The sequence below is a fragment of the Yoonia maricola genome (genome assembly GCF_002797915.1).
GTDB lineage: Bacteria > Pseudomonadota > Alphaproteobacteria > Rhodobacterales > Rhodobacteraceae > Yoonia > Yoonia maricola.
The window spans coordinates 534,922-548,901 of sequence record NZ_PGTY01000001.1 but is presented as its reverse complement, the minus strand read 5'-3'; the positions used below and the strand labels follow the sequence as shown (position 1 = coordinate 548,901).

17 protein-coding genes, 1 other RNA gene and 1 pseudogene are annotated in these 13,980 nt (G+C 55.9%); 13 read left to right on the top strand and 6 right to left on the bottom strand.

The window, feature by feature from the left end:
• Position 1: 1 nt before the first annotated feature.
• The 3 genes from BC777_RS02775 to BC777_RS02765 are packed head-to-tail and all read right to left on the bottom strand — an operon-like array spanning position 2 to position 1,960.
• The gene (locus BC777_RS02775; RefSeq protein WP_245834126.1) at positions 2-505 is read right to left on the bottom strand and encodes a DinB family protein; all 504 of its coding nucleotides are present in this window, start codon (positions 503-505) and stop codon (positions 2-4) included.
• Positions 502-1,212, bottom strand: a complete 711-nt coding sequence (locus BC777_RS02770) for a DUF1326 domain-containing protein (RefSeq protein WP_100366628.1) — start codon at positions 1,210-1,212, stop codon at positions 502-504. Before BC777_RS02770 ends, BC777_RS02775 begins: the two co-directional genes overlap by 4 nt.
• 13 nt (positions 1,213-1,225) lie before the next feature.
• On the bottom strand, positions 1,226-1,960 hold the full coding sequence (locus tag BC777_RS02765) for a DUF2182 domain-containing protein (RefSeq protein WP_375342419.1): 735 nt from the start codon (positions 1,958-1,960) through the stop codon (positions 1,226-1,228).
• Positions 1,961-2,068: 108 nt separating this feature from the next.
• Here BC777_RS02765 and BC777_RS02760 point away from each other — a divergent pair, with 108 nt between their 5' ends.
• The 13 genes and pseudogenes from BC777_RS02760 to BC777_RS02700 all read left to right on the top strand — a co-directional run bounded on the left by BC777_RS02760 (position 2,069) and on the right by BC777_RS02700 (position 10,869).
• Positions 2,069-2,803: a FadR/GntR family transcriptional regulator gene (locus tag BC777_RS02760; protein WP_100366627.1), complete on the top strand. Its 735-nt coding sequence runs from the start codon at positions 2,069-2,071 to the stop codon at positions 2,801-2,803.
• Positions 2,804-2,978: 175 nt separating this feature from the next.
• Complete coding sequence (locus BC777_RS02755; RefSeq protein WP_100366626.1) at positions 2,979-3,584, top strand: SCO family protein; 606 nt, start codon at positions 2,979-2,981, stop codon at positions 3,582-3,584.
• 63 nt (positions 3,585-3,647) lie between these two features.
• The gene (hemN, locus tag BC777_RS02750) at positions 3,648-4,997 is read left to right on the top strand and encodes an oxygen-independent coproporphyrinogen III oxidase (protein WP_100366625.1); all 1,350 of its coding nucleotides are present in this window, start codon (positions 3,648-3,650) and stop codon (positions 4,995-4,997) included.
• A gap of 65 nt (positions 4,998-5,062) precedes the next feature.
• Positions 5,063-5,407, top strand: a complete 345-nt coding sequence (locus tag BC777_RS02745; protein ID WP_100366624.1) for a DUF4345 family protein — start codon at positions 5,063-5,065, stop codon at positions 5,405-5,407.
• Between the two features lie 6 nt (positions 5,408-5,413).
• Positions 5,414-5,762: a transfer-messenger RNA gene (ssrA, locus tag BC777_RS02740) on the top strand.
• Positions 5,763-5,822: 60 nt separating this feature from the next.
• Positions 5,823-6,473 (top strand): DUF1194 domain-containing protein, encoded by a 651-nt coding sequence (locus BC777_RS02735; protein ID WP_100367969.1) that lies wholly within the window; start codon positions 5,823-5,825, stop codon positions 6,471-6,473.
• Positions 6,474-6,611: pseudogene (locus tag BC777_RS19490) on the top strand (sulfurtransferase); the annotation flags it as partial.
• Positions 6,608-7,861: a chromate efflux transporter gene (gene chrA, locus BC777_RS02725; RefSeq protein ID WP_100366623.1), complete on the top strand. Its 1,254-nt coding sequence runs from the start codon at positions 6,608-6,610 to the stop codon at positions 7,859-7,861. The pseudogene BC777_RS19490 and the gene chrA, both read left to right, overlap by 4 nt.
• Positions 7,862-7,926: 65 nt before the next feature.
• Entirely contained in the window at positions 7,927-8,409 is a 483-nt protein-coding gene (locus BC777_RS02720; protein WP_100367968.1) for an SspB family protein, read from the top strand.
• Between the two features lie 33 nt (positions 8,410-8,442).
• Complete coding sequence (locus BC777_RS02715) at positions 8,443-9,003, top strand: hypothetical protein (protein ID WP_100366622.1); 561 nt, start codon at positions 8,443-8,445, stop codon at positions 9,001-9,003.
• A 68-nt stretch (positions 9,004-9,071) separates the two neighbouring features.
• Positions 9,072-10,463 (top strand): class II fumarate hydratase, encoded by a 1,392-nt coding sequence (fumC, locus tag BC777_RS02710; protein WP_100366621.1) that lies wholly within the window; start codon positions 9,072-9,074, stop codon positions 10,461-10,463.
• Complete coding sequence (locus tag BC777_RS02705) at positions 10,460-10,636, top strand: DUF4169 family protein (protein ID WP_100366620.1); 177 nt, start codon at positions 10,460-10,462, stop codon at positions 10,634-10,636. Before fumC ends, BC777_RS02705 begins: the two co-directional genes overlap by 4 nt.
• Positions 10,636-10,869, top strand: a complete 234-nt coding sequence (locus tag BC777_RS02700; RefSeq protein ID WP_100366619.1) for a ribbon-helix-helix domain-containing protein — start codon at positions 10,636-10,638, stop codon at positions 10,867-10,869. The genes BC777_RS02705 and BC777_RS02700 overlap by 1 nt, the downstream gene beginning before the upstream one ends.
• Here the strand turns inward: BC777_RS02700 and BC777_RS02695 are convergent.
• From BC777_RS02695 to BC777_RS02685, 3 genes are all read right to left on the bottom strand, one after another.
• Positions 10,854-11,096 carry a hypothetical protein gene (locus tag BC777_RS02695; RefSeq protein WP_100366618.1) on the bottom strand — a complete coding sequence of 81 codons (243 nt, stop codon included), beginning with the start codon at positions 11,094-11,096 and terminating at the stop codon, positions 10,854-10,856. The genes BC777_RS02700 and BC777_RS02695 overlap by 16 nt on opposite strands.
• A 245-nt stretch (positions 11,097-11,341) precedes the next feature.
• Positions 11,342-12,697 carry a cytochrome P450 gene (locus BC777_RS02690; protein WP_100366617.1) on the bottom strand — a complete coding sequence of 452 codons (1,356 nt, stop codon included), beginning with the start codon at positions 12,695-12,697 and terminating at the stop codon, positions 11,342-11,344.
• On the bottom strand, positions 12,694-13,968 hold the full coding sequence (locus BC777_RS02685; RefSeq protein ID WP_100366616.1) for a hypothetical protein: 1,275 nt from the start codon (positions 13,966-13,968) through the stop codon (positions 12,694-12,696). Before BC777_RS02685 ends, BC777_RS02690 begins: the two co-directional genes overlap by 4 nt.
• Positions 13,969-13,980 lie beyond the last annotated feature (12 nt).

Below are 13,980 nucleotides of genomic sequence, written 5' to 3'. Positions count from 1 at the left end.
GTCAGTCCTCAGGCATGAAAGGCAGGTCAGTGTCGTTGGGTTTCTGCCCTGCAGCGGTCAACATCGCATGGACCTGGCCGCGATGGTGGGTTTGGTGGTTGAAAAGCTGCATGACGCAAAGCCCGATGGGCTTGGACATCTCGTGCTTGGAAAGCCCAGAATACCATGTCAGATCGCCAACAAGATCAACGGCGTGCAGGCTTTGCGCCCATAGGCTGATGCGCGCATCTATCCGAAACCGCTCTGCCGCCCACGCAGCAGGGGTTGGCGTCATTTCTTTGTGATCTTCAGCAGGAACATCAGGGCCAGCCCCACCATCAAATCGGCTCATCCACAGCGTATCGCCCCACAAAAGATGATTGAGTGTGGCCATGATTGACCCAAAGAAGGCACCACGGTCTTTGTCCAGCTCTGCGCGATCCATCTGCGAAATCATCTCGCGCAGACCATTGTTTTGCCACGCATTGTAGCGCGCCATGGTCTGACAATACTCTGGCGTGATCACGGCTTGGGCCCTTTCCAGTCAATCGGGCAAATCTCGGCTGATTTTCCGCCAAAATCCCAAACGCGGCCATAGTCACGCACCCGCGACTTTGTTCCGGCCGCCGCGATAATATCCGGACCCATCCAGTATTTGGAGTTGCTGATCATGACAGGATGATCGGGGCTAGCGCCCTTCATCATCTCAATCTCACCTTGGATCTTGCGCCCGATGTAGATGCCACGCTTAGTGCCTTCGCGCACGATCTCGACCTTCTCGCGCTCTGCCCCGATGATCTCGGAGACCAGCATAGTGAAAAGGCCTGTTGTCCCGCCAGCCGCACCACTGAAAATCTGCAAAATGCCGTTATAGGCCTTTTGAGTGGAGCGTTCGTCGACATAAGCCGCCACCTTCCAGTTTCCCTCGGCCATCCGGCCCGGAATATCAACCAGCAGCCCGACGTTCAGCCCGGAAAGGTCTTCGCCCTCAAAATGTCCCTCATCAATGGCAATCGCCATCCATGCGTGGCAATGGCCTTCGGTCGGGGGGTGCGCGCCAAGGCTGACGACACAGGGGCAGAAGACGGTGCAAGAGCAATTCAAGAACAGCTCGCCCTTAATCGCCCATTCCGTCGGCTTCATCTTGCGACGCAGCGGGTTACTTTCCATCCGCTGGTCAATGCGTTGCGAGATCGGCAGGCGATCAGCAGGTGCGCGTTTCTTTTCAGCCATTTCTCGTCCCTTTCTAAAAGACAGCCAAACCCAGACCAGCAGCGATAAGCACCACGCCGGTCGGCTTGATCACACGGTGCCCGATGTCGGGCAGTTTTTCGAATACCATCAACAGCGTCGCCAGCCCCATCCAGGCCAAGCTCATCACGCCACCAACAAAGCCGAGAGCCATGAAGCCCCAGCAACACACCACACAAAATGCGCCTAAACGCAGCCCCATACGCAAACCACCAATGAAACCGGTTTTCCAATGGCCCAGGAAGTACGTCATAGGCGCATGGCACACACCATGGCAGACTTCCTTCACGCGGCTGAATTGGAAAGCACCAACAACGATCAGCAAAATCGCTGATAACCAGACTGGCGCGATGCCAAGCATATTGATCACACCACCAAAAAGCAATGCAAGCTGGACTGCGGTGATCACAGCGGCAAATCCGACCCAGACGATAAAGTAACCCAGCAGTACACCAACCCACCCGGCGCGCGTCCCATCGGCACTAACCATCAGCCGCTCATAAGTGGTCAACGTGGGTGCCAAAGTGGGCAGCATCATCGCCGCCATCATGATCGCCCACATTGCAAAAAGCGGACCAAAGCGCGCCATCGGCATATCCATCGGCATACGCGGGTCCATATCCGCCATCGCCTGCCCCATAGGCCCCGGACGTCCCAACAGATCAAGGTCCATGTCCATCGCCATGACATACATCATCCACCACGCGAAAAGGATCGCGGCGAAAAACATTAGCCAAAGTGATGATCGCACCAGATGCGGCAAATGACGCCCTCCCAAACGGTCAACTGCGACTCAAGACTTGCACAATCATATGTCAGACGTTTAATTGTCTGACAAATGAAAATTGATCCAAAAAACCCCGCTGATCTGTCAGCCCAGATTGCCAAAGCCATCCGCGATGCAATTATCTGTGGTGACCTGCCGGTTGACGAACGCTTGCCGTCCGAAGCGGAACTGGCCGAACAATTTGATGTGTCGCGGCCGACGGTACGAGAAGCGCTGAAAAGACTGGCCGCACAATCCCTGATCCGCACACAACGCGGGGCAACCGGTGGGGCTTTTGTGAACCGGCTAAAATTTGAAGATGCCTACGGGCAGCAGATCACGACATCGACGCTTTTGTTGTCAATGAATGAGATCAGCTTTGCGACCGCTTGCGAAGCGCGCTACGCGCTAGAGCGGGCCTGCGCACCCCTGTCAGCAACACGTCGCACTGCCGACCACCTTGCTACCATGCGGGCCGAGGCGCACAGGCAAAACCAGCCCGGGCTCACGGATGAGGCTTTTTGCGCGTCGGACGTTGCATTTCATCGCGCATTGGTTGATGCGGCGGGCAATCCGGTGTTGTCCTATCAGCTGGCAGGTGCTGTGGAAGCAATGCAACCCTTGATGAATATGATCACCTTCAGCGCGCGATCACGGGAAAAGATCGTATCTCTGCATACCAGTATTGCGGATGCGATTGAGGCACAGGATGCCAGTGCCGCCGATGAAAGTCTGGCCGCACTCGCCCAATATACGCAAAAGTTGGCACAGGATGTAATCGCCGAACGGCAGGCCGAGCGCAGCTAACGCGAGGTGGATCATGATCCACCTTACCCAAGCTGCGCGATGCCGCTTGACCTTGGGAACTGCGCGCGTAACACAGCGTTGTGACCGCGCTGCGGCGATTACGCCAATGCGCTTTGACGTACGCCGCGATAAGATAGCGGTGGCATCACCTCACATATCGCTTCAGGAGGCACTCATGAAAGCAGTGATATTCGGATCAACCACCCTCGCTGCCGCCGCCGCGATCGGCATCTATGCATGGCAGTCGCAGAACGCCACACCCGATCCATGCGGCGACACGGCCGTCGCTGGCAGCACCATTGGCGGCCCGTTTGAACTGGTCTCAGAAACAGGCGAAACCGTCACAGATTCCGATGTCATCACCAAACCGACTTTAGTCTATTTCGGCTATACATTCTGCCCCGATGTCTGCCCGCTCGACAGCGCGCGTAACGCGCAAGCAGCTTATATACTGGAAGATCAGGGGCTTGATCTGGGCACTGTCTTTATATCAGTCGATCCACAGCGAGACACAGTAGAGGTGGTGCGCGATTTTACGGATAATTTCCATGAGGACATGATCGGGCTGACAGGCACGCCTGAGCAAGTCAAAGCGGCCAGCCAGGCCTATAAAACCTACTACCGGGTCCAAGAGGGTGATCCAGAGTATTATCTGGTCGATCACTCTACCCAGACCTACCTGATGTTCCCCGAAACAGGCTTCAAAACTTTCTTCCGGCGCGATAGCACGCCCGAACAAATCGCTGAAGTTTCTGCCTGCTTTATAAACCAACTCAGCTAGGATTTCTTGCACCATTTGATCTGGCGCAATAAAACCGATGGATTGTTCTGGCACTCAAGCGTTATGGAACACATCGATCACCTGCGCCGCATGGGTCTGTTTGACGCCCGCGTGCCCCGCTACACCAGCTATCCGCCCGCAACGGCCTTCTGCCCGCAGACGGAAGAGACATTTCAAGTCAGTTGCCTCAAGTCGCTGGACCCGGCGACACCGGTGTCGGTCTATATCCACATACCCTTTTGTGAGCGGCTTTGCTGGTTTTGTGCCTGCCGCACACAAGGAACGACGACGCTGAAACCGGTCGCCAACTATCTGCGGGTAGTGAAAGAAGAACTGGCACTTTTGCGCGCCACATTGCCTGCTGGCGTGCGCATGGGGCAAATGCATTGGGGCGGCGGAACGCCAACAATCCTGCCCCCTGATATGATCCGGGACCTTGCGCAGGCGATCCAGGATGTGATCCCCCCTGCCCCCGATTTCAGCTTTTCAGTCGAGATTGATCCGACGCTGGTTGACGACGACAAAATCGCGGTGCTTGCAGATGTGGGCATGACCCGCGCCAGTATTGGCATTCAGGATTTTGCAGTTGATGTGCAACAAGCGATCGGGCGCGAGCAAAGCTTTGCAACCACCCTTGCCTGCGTTGATAGCCTGCGGGCCGCTGGTATCACCTCGTTAAACGCTGATCTGGTCTATGGTTTACCGCATCAAACGCCTGCAAAGCTTGCCAACACCATCGCCAAGGTCCACGCGCTGGACCCTGACCGCATCGCCCTGTTCGGCTATGCCCATGTGCCAACGTTTTCCAAACGACAAAAGTTGATCCCGGATGATGCGCTGCCCGGCGAAGAACAGCGCTACCATCTTGCCCAGCAAGCCGCTGTGGCTTTTACCAGCAGCGGCTATCAGGCGATTGGCATCGATCATTTCGGCAAACCGGGCGATAACCTGACGATAGCCGCCAACAGCGGCCATCTGCGCCGCAACTTCCAGGGTTATACCGATGACACCTGCCCCACACTTGTCGGGATCGGCGCGTCTTCGATTTCGCAATTTGCACAAGGCTACGTTCAGAATGCGGCGGCCACAGCCGCCTATGTTGAAAGAGTTGAGGCAGGGAAGCTACCCGGCCATCGCGGGTATCAGATGACAGCCAAAGACCGGCTGCGCGCAGCTGCGATCAATATGCTGATGTGCGATTTTGAGATTGATCTGCAGAAACTTGATGCCCATGCCGATGCACGCGACCTCTTGCCGATCCACAACGCTATCCTCGAAGAGTTTGCCGGATATGTTACTGCGACAGGCCAGGGCCTGCGGATCACGCCGGCGGGGCGACCGCTGACACGGATCGTCGCGCAACGCTATGACAGCTTTGGCGATATCGCCGCGCAGTATTCGCAAGCGTCCTGAACCGTCAGCATTGATCTTGTAGGCGACCGCCCCACGTTTCGGCGGGCAAACAAGAAAGCTTCGCCATGGACATTCTCAACATCATTTTCGCAATACTCAGCATAGGGCTGGGTTGCTTTGGATGGCTGATGCCACGCTATACGCTTGGCGCGCTTGACCTTCAGATGGGCGAAACCACGATGGGCGCATCGGAAGTACGCGCCTCGGTCGGCTGCTTGTTTGTCGGCATGGGTCTTGGTGCGCTGTGGTTGGGGACACCAGAGGCCTATGTGATGTTGGGTTTTTGCTGGTGTGGGGCCGCAACGGGACGTTTGACCTCGATTATCATCGATGGCGCATCACAAAAGAAATGGATCTATTTCATTGTTGAAGCCGCCGTTGGTGTTCCTGCGATCCTACTGAACCTATGACACCAGCCCCTTGCGGCAGTGCCGGACCTTGCTTATATCTACGCTGTCCCTCGGGACTATGGACATAAACGCGCTCGTAATAAGCGGATCGGACCCGGGGGCGGTACCCGGCGGCTCCACCAAACACCCTTCATTTGGGGGCCATGGGGCCGAAATAGGATCGACGAACGTCTAAAGGTGTTAGCTTTGTCTCGGTGAGTTACCACCGTTATCGGTACAAATTGTATAGTTGCAAATGACAACAATGCACCGATGGCAGTCGCAGCGTAAGCTGTGCCTAATATCGAACCTTAACTCCTTAGGTTTTGCGACCTAGGGCGGGGTTCGCAGGTACCTGGCAACAGAAACCTGCACTTTCTCTCCCGCGGCAATCTTGTGGCTTGCAATAAAACCTTGCTCTGCGCACGATAAGCTGATGTTGCGGCTTACTTTTGTATCTCTTTTATCGGTGTTCCCCGTCATGTCACAGGCATGCGACACCGCACTTATCCTTACGATAGATGTCTCCAACTCGATTGATATGGCAGAGTATCGGCTACAGACAGATGGGCTGGCCGACGCACTACGCGACGCCGAGATTATCGAGACGATGGTGGCCGGCGAAAATTATCTGGCTGTGGTGCAATGGTCCGGTGTCGATAAACAGACAATTTCCATCCCATGGACCCAGATGCGCACTGCGTTGGATGTTGAAGCATTTGCACAAAAGGCACGCCTAATGGAACGGGCCTTTGTACTGTCCGATACCGCCCCAGCCGAGGCGATCTATTTTTCGCTGGGGCTGTTTGATCAAGTGACGGGCTGCAACCGCAATGTCATAGATGTCTCGGGCGATGGCACACCCAATGGCGGGTCTGATGTACGTGCGGCCCGTAACGCAGCAGAGCGCGCCGGGGTCACCATAAATGGCATCGCGATCGAATCGATGGGTTTGGCAATCACAAACTTTTTCCGGGGTGCGGTCATCACCCGCGACGGCTTTGTCATGACGGCCCGGACCCACCGCGAATACCCCCAAACCATCCGCGCCAAAATCCTGCGCGAGATCAGCCGTATTTTCGGCTAAGCAAATCGCGTTGCGGTATCGGTTGGTTTGTCACGTATGTTTCGTGATGATACCGCACAATTGGATGCAGGGATGCTACTTTACGATGCCTTGTATCGATGGGCGCGTGATGGACAAGGTGAAGGTCACGATACATGACTGGCGAATTAATCCGCGTCTTTGGACGCATCGGGCTTTTGTCCTTTGGTGGGCCTGCGGCTCAAATCGCGTTGATGCACAAGGAACTGGTCGAACAACGTCAATGGCTGCGTGAAGATCAGTTCCTGCGCGCCTTGTCCTTTTGCATGCTGCTACCGGGACCAGAGGCGATGCAGCTGGCCACATATGCAGGGTGGAAGCGGCACGGGATTATAGGCGGGCTGATCGGTGGTTGGCTATTCGTGCTGCCGGGTGCTGTTGTGATCATGGCGCTGGCACTGGCCTATGGATCTTACGGTAACATGGCCATCGTGCAGGCCCTGTTTCTTGGAGTGAAGGCGACGGTGGTGATCATCGTGATCGAGGCATTGATCAAGATCGCCAAGCGCGCGCTGATCAAACCCGCACATATGATCCTCGCGACCTTCGCTTTCATCGCGCTCTTCCTTTTCGCCTTACCCTTTCCATTGGTTATCCTTTTGGCAGCGATCATCGGCGCTTTGGGCCAACCGGGAGAGGCCGCAGCCCGTAAGGTTCAATCGGGTACGATGCGGCAAAGCATGAGGATTATCCTGATTGGCGCGGCGATCTGGGCCGCGCCCTTTGGGATAATCGCGCTTTCGGGCAACACATTTCTGCAAGAGATCGGAGTGTTCTTTTCAACCCTCGCAGTCGTCACATTCGGCGGCGCTTACGCTGTCTTGGCCTATATGACACAAGAAGTCGTTGTGTCCTACGCATGGCTGACCACCCCGCAAATGATGGACGCGCTGGGGTTGGCGGAAACCACACCCGGTCCGCTTATCCTGGTGACACAATTCGTCGCCATGATTGCAGGATTGGCCGAGGGCGGCGTATCTTTGGCGCTGCTGGCTGGTGCACTGACACTCTGGGTGACGTTTGTGCCTTGCTTTATCTGGATCTTTGCCGGTGCGCCGCTGATCGATTGGCTGGACGGGCGGCCGCGCCTGCGCGGTGCGCTGGCCGCCATCACGGCAGCGGTAGTAGGTGTCATCGCCAACCTGTCACTGTGGTTCGCCCTGCATGTTTTTTTTGCCGAGGTCAGCAACATATCTGCGGGACCGATCCAAACGATCTGGCCAAATCTGATGACACTGCAACCTTTGGCCCTTGGACTTGCCGGTATTACCGGCGTACTTGTGCTATGGCGGCATTGGCCCCTGCCTCTTGTCCTGCTTGTTTCAGCAGCACTCAGCCTGAGCGTATCCGCCACAACCGGCATGATCTGACACGCCCCCTTTCAACCGGCATCGAATCCCTTATGGTAGTCCTACCAATCGGGGAGATTTGGATTGTGACCAGTACGATTGATTATGGGAATCTGATGCACCGCGCCATGCGTGGGCTTATTCAGGAAGTCTTGACCGATGTACAAAAAAATGGGCTTCCCGGTCAGCACCACTTTTTTGTGACCTTCGATACGATGCACCCCGATGTCGAGATCGCCGATTGGCTCTCTGACCGTTACCCCGGTGAAATGACCGTGGTGATCCAGCATTGGTTTGATAATCTGGACGTCACGAATGAAGGGTTTACGATCACCCTGAACTTTGGCGACAACCCCGAGACATTGTATATCCCCTATGATGCTATCAAAACCTTTGTCGACCCATCCGTCGAATTCGGCCTGCGGTTTGAAACACAGGACGAAGATGACGACACCGTATTGGCCAACGACGAAGAGGCGCCAATGGACGAAATGGTCGAACCGGATGAACCTGAAGATGACGGCCCGAAAGAAGCCGAAGTCGTCAGCCTGGATCAATTCCGCAAGTAAACGCCCAACACTTCATCATATCAAAGGTAAGACATGGCTGAACCAGCTTTCTTGACAGTGCGGTTGCCGCTCAAGATCGGCCCGCTAGAACGGCTAGAGTTCTGGGAAGAACCCCTTGAAGAGCGCTTTGAGGCCACCGGTGAGGGAGAGGTCTCGGGAGGCGGCACCATGATGGACGCAGACGGGGAGATACAGTTTTGCGACCTTGAAATCGCATTGCCGGACCTGTCAGAGGCGCACTTGACCGCGCTGCAAGCAATTCTGACAGAGCTTGGAGCACCTAAAAACACACAGTTCCTCAATGACGATGGTGAGGTGCTCAAGCAGTTTGGCACCGTAAGCGTGGTTGGCGTGGGCTTGGACGGAACAGGGCTGCCAGACAGCGCATATGAGGACTTTGACCCCGACGCATTCAGCGAAGAGATCGTCGCGGCCCTTGGTGAGGGCTATAGCTATGGTGGCAGCAACGCAGGCGAACGCTACACGTTCTTCTACTACCATGGTGCCGATGGTGCCGCGATAGAAGCGACCTTGCGTGGAATCGCCGGCGGCAAACCGATTGGTCAAGGCGCGCAGTTCGTGCATCTCGCATAAGGATTGCGATATTGCGAATTGGACCCCTGCTGCATATAGGTCTTATGACTTAGCCACAGGGGATCATCATGACTGATACACGCACAGAAACCGACAGCTTTGGCCCATTGGAGGTCCCCAGCGACCGGTACTGGGGTGCCCAAACCCAGCGGTCGATCATGAATTTCCCCATCGGGTGGGAAAAACAACCCGTCGCGATCGTGCGCGGGTTGGGCGTGATCAAACAAGCCTGTGCAATGGCCAACAAAGAGCGCGGCAAACTGGACGCCGATCGCGCTGACGCGATTATTGCCGCCGCCGCAGAGGTGGTTGCGGGCAAGCTTGATGATCACTTTCCGCTTGTTGTCTGGCAGACTGGGTCTGGCACGCAATCGAACATGAACGCCAACGAGGTCATCTCGAACCGCGCAATTGAGATGCTGGGTGGCACGATCGGGTCAAAAGACCCGGTGCATCCGAATGATCACTGCAACATGGGGCAGTCCTCGAACGACACCTTCCCCACCGCGATGCATATCGCGGTTGCAATGACCGCGCATGACGTCCTGCTGCCCGGCTTGGCAAAACTGCATGCCGCCCTTGAGCAAAAGCAGGCAGAGTTTAACGACATCATCAAGATTGGCCGTACCCATACAATGGATGCGACACCGCTGACCTTGGGACAGGAATTCTCTGGCTATACCCATCAGGTTGCTATGGGGATCCGCCGCATCAAAGCCGCCCTACCCGCCATTTATGAACTGGCTCAGGGCGGCACAGCGGTTGGCACCGGGCTGAATACACCTCAAGGCTGGGGCGAAACTGTTGCGGCCAATATGGCGCAGATCACCGGTCTGCCTTTCGTGACTGCCCCGAACAAGTTCGAAGCACTCGCAGCCCATGACGCATTAGTCGAAATGTCCGGCGCGTTGAAGACCGTCGCTGCCAGCCTTTACAAGATCGCGGCAGACATCCGCATGCTGGGTTCTGGCCCGCGTTGTGGTCTGGGCGAGTTGATGTTGCCGGAAAACGAACCCGGTTCCTCGATAATGCCAGGCAAGGTGAACCCAACACAGGTTGAAGCGCTCACGCAGGTCTGTGCCCATGTGATGGGCAATGATGCGGCAGTCGGTTTCGCCGGTTCGCAGGGGCATTTTGAACTGAACGTAATGAAGCCAATGATGGCCTATAACGTGTTGCAATCTATGCAGCTTTTGGGTGATGCCTCTGTGACATTCACAGATAACTGCGTGCTTGGTATTAAGGCCGATGAGACCCGGATCGAAAAGCTGATGCGGGAATCACTGATGCTCGTCACAGCCCTCGCCCCCACCATCGGTTATGACAACGCCACGACCGTGGCCAAGACAGCGCATAAAAATGGCACAACACTGAAAGAAGAGGCGATCAAGCTGGGCTTTGTGGATGAGGCGACTTTTGACAAGGTCGTACGCCCAGAGGAGATGATCGGCCCCAAATGAAGCCGGCTAACCTGAACCAAGCGCGCAAAGCCAGAACAAGGGCCGATGCGAAAGCCAAGGCGGATGCGAATGCCGTCCGCTTTGGCCGCACCAAAGCTGAAAAGGTGCTTGATGCGGCGCGAGATAAACAAGCCAGTGATCGGCTTGCGCAGCTCAAGTTCGAAGACGACTGATGGCACACCGTCGCCCCGTCAAAAGATCACTCACTTTGCGCGGGCACCGTACCAGTGTGTCGCTGGAAGATATTTTTTGGGACGCGTTCCGCGATTGCGCAACGGCAGATGGCGAAACGATCAATGGGCTTGCTGCTAAAATAGATGAAGCCCGAGGTGATCTCGGGCTTGCTTCTGCGATACGTATCTTTGTGCTTGAACGTGCGCTGCGCGGCGATCACTTGTCAGAGTAAAGTGCACCACGTAAATTTGACAGCTGTTCACTTGCGTTGATCTCGGTATCGCTAAGCTTGGCTGGCTTCACCGCTTTGGCCGTACGCGCCTTCTTGTCAAACAACTTCGCGATGTCATTACCGCCCAATTGCCTTTTGGCTGTGGGGGATGCTGATTTCTGGTCTGCCTTACGCTTGAAAAGTCCGGTCAGACCCTTCTTCGAGGAACCTGGAAGTGAAATTGTCATTAACTGCGGTCTCCATCTGGGGGCCAACTTAAGTTGTTAATATTGGTATGACACAAATCAGGCAACCATGCAATTCTGCCATTTTTCGTTAAACGTTACATACACCACTTAACTTTCTGTTTTTAAAGGATTTCACGCAATTGAGCGGGAAAACGCCAGAACATAATGGCCACATTTGCGTTTCCAAGCACAGCCATTTTGGCGACAAATGCCCATTCTGTACGCATTTTCGAAACAGAATCAGATCAGCGGGGTCGGATTCGCAGCCAAATTCCGTCTTTTGCGCGTACGGTCAGATGCGCCACGGGAACCGGTTCGCGCCCCTCAACCGGTTCAAAAATGAAAGTGGTAAGCAATCGCGCCAGCAGAACCACGCCCTCAATCTGGGCAAAGCCTGCACCTGTGCAAATCCGCGGTCCGGCCGAGAACGGCAGATAAGCATCGCGCGCGCAACTCTTGCCATTCTCCGTGGCCCACCGCCCCGGATCAAACCCATCGGGATTGTCCCACAGGCGGGTGTGTCGATGCAGATGCCAGGGCGACAAGACAACCTGCGCCCCAGGTGCAACATCCCGCCCCCGAAACGTCTGTGCCTCTGTCGCCTCGCGCACCATCATAGGCACGGGCGGGTAAAGGCGCAGCGTTTCGCGAAACACATCGCGTGTGTGTTTCAGATCGGACAGTTCAGCAAATGCGCCGCTAAACGATGCCGCCTCTTGCGCAACAGCGCTGTGCCATTGGGGGTGGGTCGCCAACAGGTAAAGCGCCCAAGCCAACGCAGAGGCGCTGGTTTCATGGCCCGCCAGAAAGAAAATCGCGACCTGATCAACCATTTCATCAAGCGTGAAGGTTTCGCCTGTCACGGGGTCTTTGGTCGTCAGTATCTTGGTGGCAAGATCGTCGGGCGCATCACCTGCCGCGATCAGATCTAAACGCTTTTGCGTCAATTGCGTGATCAGTTTGCGAATTTTCTGCGCCGTCGCACGGGTATCTGACCTAAAAAATCGCGGCATCCATGCCGGTCCGCGCACAAAGGCAGCAAGGTTCAAGATCGGCTGGCTGCGTTGATAAGCGCGGAATGCCTCAAACACCTCTTGCGCCACCTTATCTTCAATCGGGATCGAAAACAGAGTGCGAAAGATCACGTCCGCCGCAATATGGCTTGTGATCGCTTCAATTTCTTGCGGGGTGCCGTCAGCATTCTTGGCCAACCGGGCCACGCCAGCATCACCCGCAGCACAGATGCCCGCATAGGTATCGCGCAACCGCCCACCGGCAAAGGCCGGATCAATGATCCGGCGCTGTCGTTTCCAGACCTCCCCATTGGTCAGAAAAACACTGTTGCCTAGCAAGGGGCGCAGCCCCGCAGCAATGCGACCCGATTTGGGGAAAACGTCCGGCGTTTCAGTCAGAACCTGTTTGATCAGGGCGGGATCATTCACCAGATAGCTGCGAAAGAACGGCGTGCGGAACTCGGCCATCCACGCGCGATAAAGCTTGGCGGGCTGGGCCGACAGAATATCTTTGCGAAACAGGCGCATGTATTGCCACAGTGACACGTTTTCAGGCCGTGACGCCGGTTTCGGTGGTCTCGCCGTCATGGCATCAGCGACGTATATTTCGACACTGGCACATGAATGCGCGACCCCGAAGGTTGACGTCCCGCATAGCGATCAGCCAACAACACAGGGCCAGCCGTGATCTGGAAATAATCATAGTCTTTAGGCTGATCAAAAGCACAAAGATACTGAAAATGCAGTCTGAAGAAGCGCCACCGCAGGGCATTCCACCGTGCAGACGACAGGCTCTGCGTGAAGGCCGCCGAGATGACCAAGGGCCAGCGCTTACCCTCTGGCGCAACACCCGTCACGGTCACAGGATCACAAAGCGCAAAGCAGCAGCCATCGCCCGGTGCGGATACATCGACCCAGGTGATCTGGTCGCAGGTCGACAGATAGGCCAGATCACTGCGCAACTGCCGCGCACGCGGCAGGAAAGACACCATCGGTACGACCTGCCCCAATGACAGAAACGCAAGCTTTGGCCCGTCGGGCCGCACATGTCCGGCCCGAACAAGATCAGCAATGATAGACACCGCCAGATGCGCGCCAGAGGAATGACCGACGATCAGAACCTCGTCACCGTCCATCGCCAGCGCCTCAGAGATGATGGCCTCAAAGGCTTTCATGCGTTCTTGCAGTTGCGGCGGCGTCTCGCCTCGCAATTTTGCCGAAAACGCGTAGTCATGCATCAGATAATAGGCAAACAGCTTGTTATCCCGCGCCTTGAACCAACGCAGAAGAACCACCACGATGCCGACAAAAAGCGCCCAGCCGATCATCCAGGCGACCCAATCGACGGCATTAAAAAAGCCCCCTTCGGTTACACCGATCAGCGCCAGCGCACCAAGGATCAAGTTCTGCGCCCAACCACCAATCAGCGAACCGGCAATAAGTGCGGCAATCAACTGCCCCAGCAGCATGACAATCGGATAAAGTGCTGCAATCACTGGTCCTTTGCGCATCCACATGAGGCGGCGAAACGTGCCGGTGCTGATGTAGATCCATGCCGTTTGCGCCAACTGCCAATACGTTGCCGGGATCGATTGCGCCATACTCTCGCGCACGATATCGGCCCAGACCAGCACATCAACCTGCGACAGCACAGATTGCCCATCAATCCGGGCCCCAACGGTCCAGCGAAAGGTATCGTCAGATGTATCGGCCTTCACCCCGATCTCGTACCCACTGATATCAGCCTGTGCCGCCCCTTCGCTGCGGTAAAGCTCACGATAGCGGCGCGGCGGCATGGGGTCATAGCCTGGAATATGGAATACACGCCGTTTACTGACCGGCCTTGACTGCACGCTCATTACTGCCCCTTG